The organism is Pandoraea sp. PE-S2T-3 (genome assembly GCF_002179965.1).
GTDB lineage: Bacteria > Pseudomonadota > Gammaproteobacteria > Burkholderiales > Burkholderiaceae > Pandoraea.
The window spans coordinates 485275-502055 of record NZ_NGUQ01000015.1 but is presented as its reverse complement, the minus strand read 5'-3'; the positions used below and the strand labels follow the sequence as shown (position 1 = coordinate 502055).

The window sequence follows — 16781 nt, the reverse complement described above, 5'->3', positions numbered from 1 at the left end:
GAGGCGCCATGGCATTGCAATCACTTGATATCAAACGGCGCTCGGCGACCACGCTGCCGTCGCCCTCGGTGCGTGAATCGCACACGGGCGACGTCGCCAAACTGATCGACGTCTCGAAGTGCATCGGCTGCAAGGCTTGCCAGACCGCATGCATGGAGTGGAACGATCTGCGTGACGAAGTCGGCGAGAACGTGGGCGTGTACGACAACCCGCGCGACTTGTCGGCGGACTCGTGGACGCTCATGCGCTTCACCGAGTACGAAAACCCGAAGGGCGACCTCGAGTGGCTGATCCGCAAGGACGGCTGCATGCACTGCGAGGACCCGGGCTGCCTGAAGGCCTGCCCGTCGCCGGGGGCGATCGTGCAGTACGCCAACGGCATCGTCGATTTTCACGAAGAGAACTGCATCGGCTGCGGCTACTGCATCACCGGGTGTCCGTTCAATATTCCGCGCATCTCGCAGAAGGATCACAAGGCGTACAAGTGCACGCTGTGTTCCGACCGTGTGTCCGTGGGGCTTGAGCCGGCGTGCGTGAAGACGTGCCCGACCGGCGCGATCATGTTCGGCACCAAAGACGCCATGAAGGATCAGGCGGAAGAGCGCATCGAAGACCTGAAGTCACGCGGCTTCGACAATGCCGGGTTGTACGACCCGGCCGGGGTGGGCGGCACGCACGTGATGTATGTGCTGCACCATGCCGACAAGCCGTCGCTGTACCACGGCCTGCCGGATAACCCGCGCATCAGCCCGATGGTCACGTTCTGGAAGGGCATTGCGAAACCGCTGGGCGTGGCCGCGATGGCGTTCACCGCGATTGCCGGCTTCTTCCACTACATCAAGACCGGTCCGAACGAGACGACCGAAGAGGATGAAGAGGAAGCCCGCCGGTACGATGCATCCCGCAAGGGCGATGACCCCGGCAATGGTCCGAAGGGTGTCGCCACGCACGAGGAGGTCTGACGATGTCGCAAGAACCTAGCGAACGTGAGGTCCGTCCGGGGCAGCCGGACCATGAGGGATATCCGTCCTACACGGGGCATCAGCACCATCCGAAGGACGATCTGATTCAGCGTTACAACGCGGCGGAGCGCATCAACCACTGGATTGTCGCGGGCACGTTCATCCTGCTCGCGCTGTCCGGACTGGCGCTGTTCCATCCGTCGATGTTCTGGCTCACCAATTTGTTCGGTGGCGGGCCGTGGACGCGGATTCTGCATCCCTTCGTCGGACTGGTGATGTTTGCCGGTTTTGTGTGGCTCGCACTGCGGCTTGCCCGCTACAACAAGTTCGAGTCGCGCGACCGCGAGTGGATGATGAAGATCGGCGATGTGCTGAACAATCGCGAGGAGAATCTGCCGGAAGTCGGGCGTTACAACGCCGGACAAAAGCTGCTCTTCTACGTGATGGTGCTGTGCATGCTCGGCCTGCTCGCGTCGGGGATCGTGATCTGGCGCGCGTACTTCGCGTTCTACTTCCCGATCTGGGTGATTCGGCTCGCCTCCGACGTGCACGCGGTGTGTGCATTCGTATTGATTTGCGGCATCATTACGCACATCTACGCGGCGATCTGGATCAAAGGGTCCGTGGGTGCCATGACACGTGGCACCGTGACTCGCGGCTGGGCGTGGAAACACCATCGCGCCTGGTACAAGCAGCTCAACAAGTAAGTCCGGCCCCGGTGGCTGGACGCTCCTACGAGGCCAGCCACCTTGCAACGCATCCTTCAACCCGGACAGATCGAGTCCCTCGATCGCACCGCCATCCCCCGTCTTCGCATGCCGCAACGCGCCGAAATTTTTTCGGCGCGTGCGGCGCGTTTGCGTCAGCTTGCCGAGGGGCATCCGCTGGGCGACTACCTGCGGCTAATGGCCGCACTGGTCGATGCGCAGCGCAGCGAGATCGAGAACTTTGTGGCGGAGCGTCCGTCCGCGGAATCGATTGCGCAGGCGCAGCAGCATTGCATGCCGCTCGTGCCGGCCAATAGCGGCTATGAAGTCGGCCGCTGGAAGCCGTTGCTCACCCCGTTGCTCGATGCCGTGGCGGCACAGGCCGACTTGCCGCCGGCGGTGCGCGGCGTGCTCGATCGCATTCGCAATGCTGACGCCGCCACGCTGGACACGGCCGCACAGTCGCTGCTCGCCGGGCATGGCAAGGGCGTGGATGCCGCGAGTGCACCGTTCCTGATGGCGGCACTGCAAGTGCTGTGGACAGGTGTGGCAAGCACGTTCGATGCCGGTGAAGTGCCGATGCTCGACGTGCCGAACATCTGCCCCGTGTGCGGCACGCTGCCGGTGGCGAGCGTAGTGCGCATCGGCGGCGCTCACGAAGGCTATCGCTATCTCGCGTGTGGCCTGTGTTCGACCGAATGGCACATGGTGCGCGTGAAATGCACGCATTGCGAAGCGAGCGAGCACGTGGCGTATCACGTGGTCGACAAGCAGGGCGAGGCGAGCGCCAAGGCTGATCTTTTCGCGCAGGCTGCCCACCCGGCGCAGGCTGCCGACGCCGCCGCCGGGACCCCCGAGTTGACGGAATCCGGCAGGCCCAAACTCGACGAAGCCGCCAAGCGCGTGGCGTCGTCGCCCAGCCGTGCCGAGTCGTGCGACGACTGTCACAGCTACCGCAAGATTTTCTATCAGGACAAAGACCCGTTCGTGGAACCGGTTGCCGACGATCTGGCGAGCCTGGCGCTCGACGTGTTGATGGGCGAAGCGGGCTACGCACGCGCCAACGGCAATCCGTTGCTCTGGCAAAACGCCGAGGAGTAACGACATGGCCGAGGACGATCTTGCGCCGGTAGGCGCGGCAGAGTTGCCGTCGCTCGACCGGTTGTTGGGCATGCCCGATTTTCAGGCCGCGCTCGCCGACTTCGGACGCACGCAGGTCACTGCGACGTTGCGTGCCGATCTGGACGCTTGCCGTGGTGAAGCGCTTGCCGGGACGTTGTCGCGCGACGCGTTGGCGCCCGAAGCCTTTGCCGCGCGTGTGGCGCGAACGTTGGTCGCACGCAATCGTGCGACGTTGCGTCCGGTGTTCAACCTGACGGGCACGGTGCTGCACACCAATCTTGGCCGCGCGTTGCTGCCCGAAGCGGCGGTCGATGCGGTCATGCAGGCGTTGACGTCGCCTGCCAATCTTGAGTTCGATCTGGCAACGGGTGGCCGCGGCGATCGCGACGATCTGATCTCGCCGCTGCTTTGCGAGCTCACAGGCGGCGAAGCGGCCACGGTGGTCAACAACAATGCGGCGGCGGTCTTGCTGATGTTGGCGACGCTGGCCAAGCGGCGCGAAGTGGTCGTGTCGCGTGGCGAGCTGGTGGAGATTGGCGGTGCGTTCCGTATTCCGGACATCATGACCCACGCGGGCGCCAAGCTCGTCGAGATCGGCACGACCAATCGCACGCACGCGGCGGATTATCGCAATGCCATCGGTGAGAAGACGGCGCTGCTGATGAAGGTGCATTGCAGCAACTACGAAGTGACGGGTTTCACCAAGAGTGTGGAAGTTGCGGAAGTCGCTGCCATTGCGAAACCGCATGGCATTCCGGTCGCGGTGGATCTGGGCAGCGGCACGCTCACGCCGCTCGAACGATGGGGCCTGCCACACGAAACCACCGTGCAGGAGACGATCGCCGCCGGTGCGGATTTGGTCACGTTCTCAGGCGACAAGCTGCTCGGTGGTCCGCAGGCCGGCATGATCGTGGGCCGCAAGGACCTCATCGCCAAAATCAAGAAGCACCCGCTCAAGCGGGCGTTGCGCGTGGGCAAGCTCACGCTGGCGGCGCTTGAGCCGGTGCTGCGTCTGTATCGTGATCCTGAACATCTGCCCGAGCGCCTGACGACGCTGCGTTTGCTCACACGTACGCGCGCCGAAATGGCCGCGCAGGCCGAGCGACTTGCGCCGGTGCTGGCGCAGTCGCTGGGCGATGCCTATACCGTTGCCGCCGCACCGATGGTGAGTCAGATCGGCAGCGGGGCGCTGCCTGTCGAACAACTGCCTAGCTATGGGTTGACGATTGCCCCGGCGGGTGGGGGCAAGCGCGGCAGCGGACGCGCGCTGGCCAAGCTTGAGGCGGCGTTGCGCGGGCTGCCGTATCCGGTCATCGGACGTATTTCCGACCAGACGTTGTGGCTCGATCTTCGCTGCCTTGAGGCGAGCGACGAGGCGTGCCTGACGCTGCAATTCGCGGAGTTGCGCGCATGATCGTCGGCACGGCGGGTCATATCGACCACGGCAAGACGAGTCTGGTGCGCGCCCTGACCGGCGTTGACACCGATCGTCTGAAAGAAGAAAAGGCGCGCGGCATTTCCATCGAACTGGGCTATGCGTATACGCCGTTGCCCGATGGTGAAGTCCTCGGCTTCATCGATGTCCCGGGTCACGAGAAGTTGATTCATACGATGGCGGCGGGCGCAGTCGGCATCGACTTCGCGTTGCTGGTCATCGCGGCGGACGACGGCGTTATGCCGCAGACGCGCGAGCATCTGGCGATTCTCACGATGTTGGGCGTGCGTCAGGGCGTGGTGGTGTTGTCGAAGGCGGATCGGGTCGATATTCCGCGATTGGGCAGGGTCAAACGCGAGATCACGCAGTGGCTTGCGAACACGCCGTTGGCTGGCGCAGAGATCGTGCCGGTGTCGGCGACCACGCCGGGCGATGCGGGCGTCGCGGTGCTGCGCGATCAATTGACGCATGCGGCGCAGGCATTGAAGGCGGCGGGCAATGCGGCGCGCCGTGACGATGCGTTGTTTCGTCTGGCCGTCGACCGGGTATTCACGCTGGCGGGTCACGGCACGGTGGTCACCGGCACCGCGTTTGCTGGCACCGTACGCGTGGGCGACACGTTGACGCTGATGCCGCAGGGCTTGCCGGTACGCGTGCGTAGCATTCATGCGCAGAACCGTGCCGTCGAAGCTGGCCGGGCAGGGGAGCGTTGCGCGTTGAATCTGACGGGCGTGGAACGCGATCAGATCAACAGAGGGGACTGGATCGTCGCGCCGGGACTCTCGGCACCTTCCACGCATGTGGACGTCGAGTTGCATTGGCTCGATGGTAATGCGCCGCTGACGCAATGGTTTCCGCTGCACGTGCATCTGGGCACGACGCACGTGCAGGCGCGTACGGTGCTTCTCGATGGCGACACGCTTGCGCCGGGCGGCACGATGCGTGTGCAACTGGTCTTCGACACGCCGGTGTGCACCATGCCGGGCGACCGGTTCATCGTGCGCAATCCGCAGGCGACGGCAACCGTCGGGGGCGGTCGGGTGCTCGATCCGGCGGGGCCGGAGCGGAAGCGGCGTTCGGCGGCGCGGTTGGCGTGGCTCGATGCCATGGCGCGATCGTTGGATGGCGACGGTCTCTCTGGGCTGCTGGCGCAGTCCCCGCAGGGGCTGACGAGTGCACAGGTGACGGCGCTGACAGGGTTGTCGTCGGCGACGTGGCAATGGCCGTCGGATGCCGTGGTACTGGCGGCGGCAGACGGCGAGTCGTTGGCATTTGCGCCGCAGCCGTGGGAGGCAATGCGCACGCGCGTACTCGACGTGTTGCGCGACTACCATGCGCGATTGGCCGATGAGCCGGGGCTTGATGCTGCGCGTCTTGGACGGATGACGTGGCCGGCGCTGGAAGCGACGCGTTGGCGCGCGATCGTACAGGCGCTGGTGGCCGACGGTTCGTTGACACGTACTGGCGCGTGGCTGCATTTACCGACGCACCGTGTGGAAATGAGTGCGGAAGAGACGGCGTTGGCAGAGGCGTTATTGCCGCGCATTGCGCAGGGCCGATTCGATCCGCCGTGGGTGCGTGATCTCGGGCGCGACGTGAGCGCGCCGGAAGAGCGGGTGCGCGCGGTGCTGCGCAAACTGGCGCGACAGGGGCGGGTGCATCAGATCGTCAAAGACTTGTTCTACGACGATGCTTGCGTGCAGGCGCTGGCCGAATTGGTGGCGCAAGGCGATGGCCGGATAGAGGCCGGCGGGTTCCGCGATGCGACGGGTTTAGGGCGCAAGCGGGCCGTGCAGATTCTGGAATTCTTCGACCGCGCGGGCTATACTCGCCGCGTTGGCGATACGCATGTGCGGCGTCCCGGCGTGGTTTGGGGCACGGCATAGCAAAAACGCCACGCGAGGTTTCGCGTGGCGTTTTTATCGAGATCAACGCGATATCGATACGTTCTCGTCAGACCATCATTTCGTTACACGAAGGAAGGCATCCGTATCCGGTGATGCGGCCGGGCTTCAAACCCGGTTGGGGGCGTCAGCCGTTCCCAGGTAGGTTCGACTCCTGCTGCTTTCCGCCATAAGACTTTCAGCGGCTTCTGCGCCTGCCGGATATCGCCCGCCGTGTCAGTCTTATCGGTCCCCGCTTTCGCGCGCAAATCTCGTAGCTGAAATCCTTCGTTATCGTCATCGTCACCGGCGGCGGGGTGGCTGCATGGCGCCGGTGTCTGATGCACTGGGCGTCAGGCTGGGCGATAGGCGCTGGTGATTTGGTATTGGCAATCGATCCGTGTGGCTTGCTTTCACTGGGTGTAACGGAGGACAAGCCGCTCTTGGAGCAGCCGTCAACATTGATTATTTTCCCGATCTGATTAATTATTTGGTCGGGCATATTGTTTTAATGTGTTTTGATGTTTTCTCGTTGAGTAATTTTAATTATAAAAATAATTTTAATTACTGTTTTTATAAAATATATAAGCGAGATTTTCTGAACACACCTCCTTCGGAGGCTTGGCACCTGGGCGCAATTCAATGATTTGAATACTACCGGGTGCGCGCGGCGCCCCGTATCTTCAAGGGGGTACTCATGCGTTTTCTAGCAACGGCCGTGTTTGCTGCGTTGACCGTGGTGGCCACATCTCCCGCTTTTGCGGCCGCGCCGGATTCGCGCTTCGACGCACTCGCCAATCTGCCATTCAATGGCGGGTATCCGACAGCGCAGGGGATCGCGCAACTCAAGGATGAACTCACGTTTCAGCGCGGCGTGCAGGCCTACATCTGGGCACTGCCGGCACTCAACATGTTGGGTATGCAGCGCGGTTCGGAGAAGACGTTCGGCAAGGGCTACAACGTGTTGCCCATCTGGAAAGACCGGCTGAATGCTAAAACGCTGGTAACCACACCGAACTCGGACGTTATTTACGCGATGGGGTATCTCGACCTCAAGGCGGACGGCCCGATGGTCATCGAAGTGCCCAAAGGCCTACAAGGGATTCTGGACGACTTCTTCCAGCGCCCGATTTGTTCTGAGGGACCGATCGACGGGCGTGTCTGGTGCGGCGACGTCGGCCTGCCCGGTCCTGACAAGGGGCAAGGTGGAAAATATCTGGTGCTGCCGCCAGATTACAAGGGCGAGATCCCACAGGGATATTTCGTACTGCGGTCGCGCACTTATGGCGTATTCGTTTTCTGGCGCGGTTTCTTCAAAGATCCGTCCCAACTCGACGAGCCCGTCAAGGTGATGGAGCAAACGCGCATTTATCCACTGGGCAAACAGGCCGAAGCGAAGCCAATGCAGTTCCCGAACGCTTCAGGCGTGCCGGTCAACATGTTGTATCCCACGGACGGAAGCGCGTTCGACCTGCTCGCTCAGTTCTTCGAGAACGAATACGCCGATCCGGCCGATATGGAAATGCGCGGCATGCTTGCCGCCATCGGCATTGAAAAGGGCAAACCCTTCAAACCGGACGCCCATACGCGCAGCCTGTTGGACAAAGCCGCCAAAACTGCCGCCAAGATGGGGCACGCCATCTCCTACGAGCCGCAGGCGATCGTGGAGAACGGCACCTGGTATCCGGATCGCCGCTGGCTCAACGTTTTCCCGGGCAACGCCACGTTTACCGCACCAACATTCAACTACATCGATGCACGCACGGGTTTCTTCACCAATGCCTACTCCACCAGCCCTGGCATGGCTGTTGAGATGGTCAACGTCGGCGCCAAGTATCCCGCGACCTTTGTCGATGCGAAGGGTGCGTTTCTGTCCGGCGGCAAAGCTTACAAGCTGAGTCTGCCCAAGGACGTTCCGGCCGCGTTGTTCTGGTCCGTCACGATCTACGATTCGATCACAGCATCGGGCGTCGATAACGGTCAGGCCTTCCCCTCGATCAACACGATGGATAAGCCCGCACAGAACGCCGACGGCAGCACCGATATCTATTTCGGCCCGAGTGCACCGGGCACCGGCAAGAACTGGCTGAAGACCCTGCCGGGAAAGGGCTACTTCGTAATCTTGCGTTTGTACGGGCCGACCCAGGCGTTCTTTGACAAGACCTGGAAGCCGGGGGATCTGCAACCCACCAAGTGACACTTCATTTTTGGGGCGTACATGTTCAAAGCACCGAAATCAATGACCGTACTTGCGGCATTCACTTTTAGCGTGGTCGGCACGCAAGTGCATGGCGCACCCGAGGCGCTACCGTTCGGCAACGTCCAGATGGACGGAACGCTGCCCGCGCGCAGCGCCGTCCCGGGGTTGTTCGCAGAGCTGGATTTTCAACAGGCGACGCAAGCCTACCTTTGGGCACTGCCGCTTGTGGCTTATGCCCAATGGCAGAAAGAGTCCTACGAAAAACTCGGTGCCAAACCGAATGACCTGGTGGTCTACACCACATGGAAAGACAAACTGGGCATTCTCACGGCCAATGCGACAACACCGTACATTCTCGGATTTTCCGAGCTGGACAAATCCGGACCATTGGTCATCGATATGCCGGCCGGCCCGACAGCCGGCGGGGTAGGTGACTTCTGGCAACGGTCCATGATCGATATGGGACAGACCGGGCCAGATAAAGGCCGAGGCGGCAAGTATCTGATCCTGCCACCGGGTGTGAAAGCCCCTGCGGACGCGAAAGGGTATTACGTCGCACAGTCGCAGACGAACAACGTGTTGCTTGGCTTCCGGGTACTCGAGCCCGACCCGGCGAAAGCAAAAGCTATCGTCAGCAAGATCAAAGTGTATTCGTACCGTGATCGCCAGTCCCCACCCAATATGCGTCTTGTTTCGCCAGACGGCCGCGACTGGTCGGGCACCCAGCCAGATGGCATGGCCTACTGGCAGCGCTTGCACGAGATCATCCAGCGCGAGCCGGTGAACGAGCGCGATCGCTTTTACATGGCGATGCTGGCAAACCTCGGGATCGAGAAGGGCAAGTCTTTCAATCCCGACGAGCGTCAACGCAAGGCGCTGGAGCAAGGCGCCACGGCAGGCAAGCTGCTGGCGCAGACGAATACCTACGCGAAGCGATTTGAGAACGTGAACCATTGGCCGGACCGGCGCTGGGAATATGCGTTGTTCATCAAGGACCCGTCGCAACGCGTGGCCAACTACGATCAGTTGCTTGAGCGCACGGCGTGGTTCTATGAGGCGGTGACAGACACCAAGGGCATGATCTCCTCTACACCAGGGCTGGGACAGGCCTATCTGGGCGCGTACACCGACAAGAACGATACCTGGCTCGATGGCGGCAAGAACTACAAGTTGCGTGTTGCCGCGAATCCGCCAGCGAAGCAGTTCTGGTCACTGACCGTCTACGACACTGACACGCGCCGCTTTGTGGAGAATTCCAAGCAAAAATCGGATGTCTCCAGCCGCGAGAATCTACGGAAAAATGCCGACGGCTCGGTGGATCTGTACTTTGGCCCCAACCCACCGCCGGGCGAGGAAAGCAATTGGGTGCAAACCGTGGCCGGTAAGCATTGGTTTGCCTATTTCCGTCTTTATGGGCCAACCGAGGCGTATTTTGACAAGCGCTGGAAGATGGAGGACATCACGGCTGGGTATTGATTCCCGCATGTTCACCCTTTGCCTCACCACGTCCAGCGCAGACCCAGCGTGGCGGACACCGACTGCTGTCTCGTCGCGTCGAGTTGTGTCAGGTAGGCAAGAGTGGCGTAGACGCTTGCGGCTTTATTGAAGCGGCCTGCCACGCCGATCCCGAATTGCGCCGCCGTGCTGTTGGCGCTCGTCACGACCGGCGTCGTGCCGCCAAAGAGAACGCGGCCGTCGTTGCCGAATGCGTGCAGCAAATTGAATAACAAATACGGCCGCAGCAGACCCCGCGCACCGTCGTAATTTGCCTCGAGCCGTGCCCCGATGCGTGCCAGCCAGCTATTCACATTGTTGAATCCAACGCTCGAAATCCCATCGTTGAAATCGTCGATCGCCTGACGCTGCCAGACGATTTGCGCCTGCGGTTCGAGTGCCAGTGTTTCGGTCAGCGCAATCGGCCATCCGGTTTCGAGAGAGGCCGCCAGCCCTTTGCCGTGAACGCTCTGGTTCAGCCCGCTGATCGGCTTCGATTGAAATTGCATGGCGGACGCGAGTACCACAGCGTCGGTATACGCACCGCCCGGCATCACATGCGTCCAGTAAAGACCCGCGCTGTACATGTCCAGCGCCAATGTGCCCGCGTGGGTGTCGGGCATGCCCAGCGCCAGCCCCTGAACATCGCCCGACGCGCGAGTCCATCCGCCGAGCACGCCGACGTGATCGGCATGACCCGTGTCGCTGCGTCCGGCGAAGAGGTCGTGTCCGATTTGTATGCCGCCGATATTGCCGTCGAACTGAGGCGTCACGTCGCCTTTCGCGCGTAGCTGCTCGGTTTGCCCCCAGACCCGGGCCCAGCCATCGGTCAACCACCCACGCTCGTCGAGCAATCCCTGCTGGCCCTGCCGCTCGTGGAATGTCGCCAACTGGGCGAAGCCTGCGGTTCTGCCTAACTCCGGCATCATCGAATAGACCGGAACTTCGATCCGATAGATGGGCAGAGGATCATCACCCGGCTGGAGCGTCGCGGTCGGTGGGGTGCCGATCGCCGCCGTCGGGGGCGGTACGACTTCGGTTTCCGGTTCTCCCGTGACCGGATCGATGGTGGTCACGACAACTTCCTCAGGCGTCGGGACCGTCGAGCGCAGATACCAACTGTTGGTGCTGTTGGCGGTGGTGCCGCCCTTGTAAAGAAAGTACGTGTAGGCCCCCGCGCTGACGGGCGCACCCAGCGAAAACGCCGAGCCTGAGGACGTGGTGCCGCCGACGGCCTGCACGACGGGAATGCCATTGCCTGTCGTGAGCGCGCCGAGGCCGCCGAGATTGTTGATGGCAACGGTGGTACTTCCGCCGATCGTGCCGCCACTCACCGTGAGCGGTGCAACACGTGAACTGTCGTTGCCCAGCACCGAGTCGACGAGAAGCTTGCCGCCTTGACCGGTGTAGTTGCCGGCAATGGTCAGCGTGCCGTTGCCTGCGCCATCGCCGGGATGAACGGTGCCCAGATTAGTGACGTTGCCGGTCAGCGTGCCGGTGCCCGTGAGGGTGGCACCGGACGCGACCGTCGTCGTCACGCCACCCAACGTGCCTGTCAGGTTGAAGATGCCGCTTTGCATCTGGGCGTTGTTGAAATTGCCGCTGCCGCTCCACGTCCAGTTGTCGCCTTGCGCGAGCAGGGTGCCGAAATTGATGAACGGATTACTGGCTGTCCCCGTGCCTTGCAACACCAGCGTGCTCACGGCGCTCGCGCCCCCATCTGCGGTGCCGACGATCTGCGAGCCGGTTTGCAACGTCAATGTGTTCGAGCGAGCCGCCGGGTTCATGAAAATGGCGGTCCCGACGTCGCTCTGGATCAGGCCGGCATTGGTGATCGAGATCGTGCCATTCACGGTGCGCACGCCGTAACCCTGCTGGCTGATGATCTGACCGCCCGCCTGATTGACGATGGTGCCGGTGAAACCCGCGCCGGTATTCGACACCACGGCGTCGCTGTTGATACCTCGTGCCTCGACATAGCCGCTGTTGGTGAACGTGATGTTGTTGCCCTGCATGAAGACGGTGAACGACCGGCTGGAGGGCGTGCCGCCCGTGGTGATCAGCGTGCCGGTATTGGTCAGCGTGCTCTGCCCGCCCGTCGAGCTCATTGCGCGGCTGCCCGAGCCGGTGGCGGTGATGGTCCCGGTGTTCAGGAACGTCGTGAATTGTCCGAGCGATGTCGATTGGCCCCACGACGCTGTCATGCCATAGCTGTTGGGGCCCGAGAGCGTGATCGTTCCGTTGTTCGTGATCGACCCGTTGTTGCCGTTCAGCGCCATGGCGTCGTTGTTGGCACCGCTGGTCGTAATGGTGCCGGTTGCCGCATTGACGAGGGAATTGCCGTTGTTCTGCCCCAGCATCGCTGCGCCACGTCCTGTCGACGAGGAGCCGGACAGGCTGAGCGCGCCGGCGTTGGAAATCGTGCTGGCGGAGTCGACAGTGATGATGGCGAGATTGGGGGTGCCACGAATCAGGGAAACGGCGCTTCCCGGCGTGACGTTGACGGTAACGTTGGTGCTGCCGCTCTGCGCGAGGACCGCGCCACCGCTTCCGGTGCAGGTGACCGTGGTATTGCTTGACGGGTTCAGATTGTCGCATGCGGCATGGGCGGTGCCGAGCGTGCAAAGCGGAATGGCAAAGAGCAGCGGTTTTAAGGGGGCAGGGCAGGTACGGTTTGCAAGCGCCGTGGCATTCATAGGCACGCTCCCAGGACAATTTTCTTTATTGAAGAAGAAGTCCCCGTGGCTGAAATTTATGCCGTAGGCGCACCAATTTCAATATCCTGTTGTGTCCGTGTCACAGGTGGTTTTTACCTCGATTTTTGCCTTGATGCCGATGCTGTCTTGAAGTAATTGACCACCCATGCTTCCTCGGACGCGAAGCATGAGTGGCAGGACAATGCCTCGCTCCTCGCTATTTATTCCTTGCAACGCGGGTCCCAGCGAGGTTCGTGCGTTATCTCATGTGCAGGCAGATATTCACCGGTTTCGGCAAACCGGTACGGGCCGTAGCCGGCGTCAAACCATTGCTTTACGGAATAACCGTGAAGTGATTTCAGTTCCTGATCGGTGTGATGCCAATGCGGGGGAATCACGGCGAAGAACAGATCATTCGCGATTCGCTTGGCACGAATTGGCAGTGCTGCTACAGCGTGCCTCACGGTTCCGGGACGCGCGAGCGAGTCGGCATCCGGGTGGGTCAGCAAGAACCGAAATCCCTGCGCCGCCTGACCAAAGTTGAGCGCGGAATGCTTAACGTATTCCTCGAAAAACGAAAACATTAGATACCTCGATATGAGTATTTGAATTGGAAGGTTTCATATCGTTGATTTGAGGCATGTTCGTTCTCCGGGATAGGTTGTTTCGCGCGTAGTCCCGACTTAATCGGAGCTACGCCTCATGCACGATCGCCGCCATGGCAACACGTGCAAGAAAGCCGCTTCGTGTTTCGTGGCGTTTCGCAACATAGGCATCGATCTTGTGCAGGACGAAGCGCGGAAAGCTCACATTAATACGTTCTGGCTTGCTGTCGAGCTTGCTGATGTCGACATCGGCGAACGCCCAGATCGCATCGGCGAACGCTTCCTGTTTTGCCAGATCCTCAATGGCCGAGCAAGTCAATGAGACTTCTTCGCCCTGCGCTATTAGCGTTTCAATGTGACCACTGATCGCCTCTTTGGCATTCCGGATGGCTTCATCTATGGTGTCGCCCCAAGAGAAGCAGCCCGGCACATCGGGCACGGTAACACCGTAGGTGCTCCCTTCGTCCTTATGAATTGCGATGGGAAATTCCATGTGTGCACTCCCACAATTTTTGTCAGATCGCGCTTTCGAAAAAACCACCGGCCTCACAGGCCGGCGGTTTTCAGGATGCTTCTTACAGTACCGACTGGCAGATCCTTTTTCGGGTGAGGCACCGTCACAAGGAGCGGCTTCGTCGGGTGTTTGAAGTGGTGGTGGCTGCCGGTAATACGAACCAACTTCCAGCCGTCCTCATCGAGCATCCGGATCAGTTTCGATGAGTTCATCGGTATCTCCGGTGTTCGAGTGTGTAAATATACACAAAAATCGGAGATTTTCAATGAAAATGTGTAATTGTGTGTATTTTTTGGCGACGCTAACGGCACCCAGCTAAGGACTGGTCATCAAGTGTCACCCACCCACCTTGCGCTTCCTTGCCGGCACCTTCTTCCCACCCGTCGCCGGCCCGCCGCCGCCGTCTTGCTCCCGCAACGTCCCCGCCAACTCCACGAACAACTTGACGCGTGAGTTTGCGTCGCCGTAGCGGTGGCCGATGTACAGGGTTGTCGTCGTGTCCGTATCCGCGAAGTCGCGAAACACGACGCCGGGTACCGCGATGGCGTTCAGCGACGCGGGCACGATGGTCACGCCAAGGCCGGTTGCCGTAAGCCCGATCAGCGTCGAAGCCTGCTGAGCCTCCTGCACGATCTTCGGTTCGAACCCGCGTTTCGCGCACAGCGCATGAATCTGCGCGAACATCACCACGCCCGCCGAGCGCGGATACGCGATGAACGCCTCGTCGCGCAAATCGGCAATCCGCACCTTGGCGGCCTTCGCCAACGGATGTCCGGCATGCATTGCCAACACCAGCGGCTCGACGACCAACGGCGTCAGCACCAAAGACGACGGCGCCGGTTGCTGCGCATCGAGGCGCAACAACGCGACATCGATCTCGCGCGCTTCCAGCGCATCAAGCTGTCGCGACGACGGCAACTCGTGCAACTGAACCTGCACCTTCGGCCGTTGCTTGCGATAGGCGTGAATCAATTGCGGAAACACGGGCGACAGCGACGACGCGTTCGTGAACCCCACGCGCAACCGTCCTACTTCTCCGCTCACGGTCTGCCACACCGACTCACGCGCATGTTCGATATGCGCGAGGATCGCCGGTGCCTGTGCCGCTAACGCAATGCCCGCCTCGGTCAGCGAGACCGAGCGCCGGGTGCGGTGAAACAGACGCGCCCCCAACGATTCTTCAAGCGCCTGAATCGCCAGGCTCAGCGGGGCCTGCGTGATCCCCAGCCGCTCGGCACTGCGCCGGAAATGCAACTCCTCCGCCAGCACCGCAAAGTACTCCAGATGCCGAATATTCATCATCGCCCGGTGCCTTTCATTGATTTGATTTGCAAATCATTAACGTGATTTCAAAGAATAAATGAAATCGATTGCCGGGGCCATACTGTCACGAAACCACTCGAACGAGACCAAGCCCCAAGGGCTTCGGAGACAGCATGGAAAGTACCGAACTCATGGCGCGCCTGCGCGCCGGCCAACCCGTATTCGCACTGGGCATGCGCGCCGCACGCTCACCCGACGTCGTGCGCTGGGCGCGCGCCGCCGGTTACGACACGGTATGGATCGACATGGAACACAGCCCGATGCCGGTCGACACCGTCTCGCAGCTTTGCCTGTGCGCGGTCGATCTCGGCCTGATGCCTTGGGTGCGCGTGCCGGAACGCGACTACGGCATGATCAACCGCGTGCTCGACGGCGGCGCACTGGGCATCATCGCCGCCCGTATCGAGTCCGCCGAACAGGCCCGCGAAATCGTCACCGCGAGCCGCTTTGCCCCGCACGGTCAGCGCTCCCAACTGGCCACGCTGCCGTTCGTCGGCTACGAGAAATTGCCGGCCGCGGAAATGAATCGCCGCGTGAATGCCGTGACGGCCGTGAAGCTGCTGATCGAAAGCCGCGCAGGCGTAGAAAATGCAGCAGAAATCGCGGCAGTGCCCGGCGTCGACATCGTGGCTCTCGGCTGCAACGATCTGTCTGCCGACCTCGGCCATACCGGAAATCCGACCCATCCCGACGTGCTGGCCGCCTGCCGCCAAGTCGTCGCCGCCGTGCGTGCCCAAGGCAAGATCGCCATCGTCGGCGGCATGCCGGAAGGCGAAGCCCTGACGCAACTGCGCGCCGACGGCGCTGCGCCGTTCGTTTTCAGCGGCATCGACGGCGACCTGTTTCTCGATGCGATGCGGCGTCGCGTGGCGGCCGATCGCACCGCGCTGACGCCCGCCTGAGCATTAGCTTCATCAAATTCCTTTTTGCCAACTCCACAGAACCCACTCACATGGCAACCCAATACGCCGGCCAGCTGACCTCTACCCCGATGCGCGCCGCAAGCTCGCTGACCCGCCCCGCATTCGACATGCCCGAGAACGCCTGCGATGCGCACATGCACGTGTTCGAGCCGCTCTCGCAGTATCCGAGCGTGGGCAAGCCGCAGTACACCTTGCCCGATGGCGGGCTCGACAAGTACCGCGAGGTGATGGACGCGCTTTCGATTCGCCGCTTCGCCATCGTCCAGCCGAGCTTCTACGGGACGGACAATCGTTGCCTGCTCGACGCCTTGGCCAAGGCGGGAGATGCAGCACGCGGCGTCGTCATGATCGACGAGGGGCTGCCCGCCGCCACGCTAGACGCCTGGCATCGCGCCAACGTGCGGGCCATCCGGCTCGATCTGTTCTCCCGTGCGGAACAACCCACGCAAGAAATTCAGGCCTACATCAGCCGCATGGCGGCGCTGTGCGAAAGCCTCGGCTGGCATCTCCAGTTCTATGCGCCGGGCCCGATCGTGCGAAACCTGATTCCGTTTTTGGCTGACGTGCGCACGCCGTTCGTGATCGACCACATGGGCTACATGACGCAGGAAGACGGGCTCACGAGCGATGACTTCACGCGCCTGCTTCAACTGCTGAAGGACGGCAACTGCACGCTCAAGCTGTCGGCACCGTATCGCGTCGCCAAGGGGCGCCCGCTGTCGTCGGTCGCGCCGATGGCGAAGGCGATCATCGAGACGGCCCCGGACAAGGTCATCTGGGGATCGGACTGGCCGCACATCCCGATGGGCGAACGCGATACCGGTGAATTGCTGAACCTGTTGGGCGACTGGACGACAGACGCCGTGACGCGTCGCCGGATCCTCGTCGATAATCCGGCCCGCCTCTACGATTTCTGA

At 61.6% G+C, this 16781-nt stretch carries 14 protein-coding genes and 1 tRNA gene; 10 read left to right on the top strand and 5 right to left on the bottom strand.

Translation table 11 applies throughout. The features are described from left to right. Nucleotides 1-8: 8 nt before the first annotated feature. The 8 genes from fdxH to CDV46_RS14405 all read left to right on the top strand — a co-directional run bounded on the left by fdxH (nucleotide 9) and on the right by CDV46_RS14405 (nucleotide 9785). On the top strand, nucleotides 9-962 hold the full coding sequence (gene fdxH / locus CDV46_RS14440; RefSeq protein ID WP_058379604.1) for a formate dehydrogenase subunit beta: 954 nt from the start codon (nucleotides 9-11) through the stop codon (nucleotides 960-962). Nucleotides 963-964: 2 nt separating this feature from the next. Beyond that, nucleotides 965-1669: a formate dehydrogenase subunit gamma gene (locus tag CDV46_RS14435; protein WP_249277532.1), complete on the top strand. Its 705-nt coding sequence runs from the start codon at nucleotides 965-967 to the stop codon at nucleotides 1667-1669. Between the two features lie 51 nt (nucleotides 1670-1720). Continuing rightward, nucleotides 1721-2770, top strand: a complete 1050-nt coding sequence (fdhE, locus tag CDV46_RS14430) for a formate dehydrogenase accessory protein FdhE (RefSeq protein WP_140413369.1) — start codon at nucleotides 1721-1723, stop codon at nucleotides 2768-2770. Between the two features lie 4 nt (nucleotides 2771-2774). Further along, nucleotides 2775-4205: an L-seryl-tRNA(Sec) selenium transferase gene (gene selA / locus CDV46_RS14425; RefSeq protein WP_087723190.1), complete on the top strand. Its 1431-nt coding sequence runs from the start codon at nucleotides 2775-2777 to the stop codon at nucleotides 4203-4205. Next, complete coding sequence (selB, locus tag CDV46_RS14420) at nucleotides 4202-6112, top strand: selenocysteine-specific translation elongation factor (protein WP_087723188.1); 1911 nt, start codon at nucleotides 4202-4204, stop codon at nucleotides 6110-6112. The genes selA and selB overlap by 4 nt, the downstream gene beginning before the upstream one ends. Nucleotides 6113-6204: 92 nt before the next feature. Then, a tRNA-Sec gene (locus CDV46_RS27140) sits at nucleotides 6205-6300 on the top strand. A gap of 527 nt (nucleotides 6301-6827) precedes the next feature. Beyond that, nucleotides 6828-8306 carry a DUF1254 domain-containing protein gene (locus tag CDV46_RS14410; protein ID WP_254916057.1) on the top strand — a complete coding sequence of 493 codons (1479 nt, stop codon included), beginning with the start codon at nucleotides 6828-6830 and terminating at the stop codon, nucleotides 8304-8306. A gap of 21 nt (nucleotides 8307-8327) precedes the next feature. Further along, nucleotides 8328-9785, top strand: coding sequence for a DUF1254 domain-containing protein (locus tag CDV46_RS14405; protein ID WP_217896739.1), 1458 nt, complete (start codon nucleotides 8328-8330; stop codon nucleotides 9783-9785). A 23-nt stretch (nucleotides 9786-9808) separates the two neighbouring features. Here CDV46_RS14405 and CDV46_RS14400 read toward each other — a convergent pair whose 3' ends face one another. The 5 genes from CDV46_RS14400 to CDV46_RS14380 all read right to left on the bottom strand — a co-directional run bounded on the left by CDV46_RS14400 (nucleotide 9809) and on the right by CDV46_RS14380 (nucleotide 14920). After that, nucleotides 9809-12499: an autotransporter family protein gene (locus CDV46_RS14400; RefSeq protein WP_087723182.1), complete on the bottom strand. Its 2691-nt coding sequence runs from the start codon at nucleotides 12497-12499 to the stop codon at nucleotides 9809-9811. Nucleotides 12500-12720: 221 nt separating this feature from the next. After that, nucleotides 12721-13083, bottom strand: coding sequence for a hypothetical protein (locus tag CDV46_RS14395; RefSeq protein WP_087723180.1), 363 nt, complete (start codon nucleotides 13081-13083; stop codon nucleotides 12721-12723). A 109-nt stretch (nucleotides 13084-13192) separates the two neighbouring features. After that, nucleotides 13193-13597 (bottom strand): type II toxin-antitoxin system HicB family antitoxin, encoded by a 405-nt coding sequence (locus tag CDV46_RS14390; protein ID WP_087723178.1) that lies wholly within the window; start codon nucleotides 13595-13597, stop codon nucleotides 13193-13195. Nucleotides 13598-13650: 53 nt separating this feature from the next. Continuing rightward, on the bottom strand, nucleotides 13651-13830 hold the full coding sequence (locus CDV46_RS14385; protein WP_087723176.1) for a type II toxin-antitoxin system HicA family toxin: 180 nt from the start codon (nucleotides 13828-13830) through the stop codon (nucleotides 13651-13653). Nucleotides 13831-13954: 124 nt separating this feature from the next. Then, nucleotides 13955-14920: a LysR family transcriptional regulator gene (locus tag CDV46_RS14380; protein WP_087723174.1), complete on the bottom strand. Its 966-nt coding sequence runs from the start codon at nucleotides 14918-14920 to the stop codon at nucleotides 13955-13957. A 134-nt stretch (nucleotides 14921-15054) separates the two neighbouring features. On the opposite strand from CDV46_RS14380, the gene CDV46_RS14375 reads away from it, so the two are divergent. Together CDV46_RS14375 and CDV46_RS14370 are read left to right on the top strand one after the other, a co-directional pair. Next, entirely contained in the window at nucleotides 15055-15843 is a 789-nt protein-coding gene (locus CDV46_RS14375; protein ID WP_087723173.1) for an HpcH/HpaI aldolase family protein, read from the top strand. 50 nt (nucleotides 15844-15893) lie between these two features. Continuing rightward, nucleotides 15894-16781, top strand: coding sequence for an amidohydrolase family protein (locus CDV46_RS14370; RefSeq protein WP_217896738.1), 888 nt, complete (start codon nucleotides 15894-15896; stop codon nucleotides 16779-16781).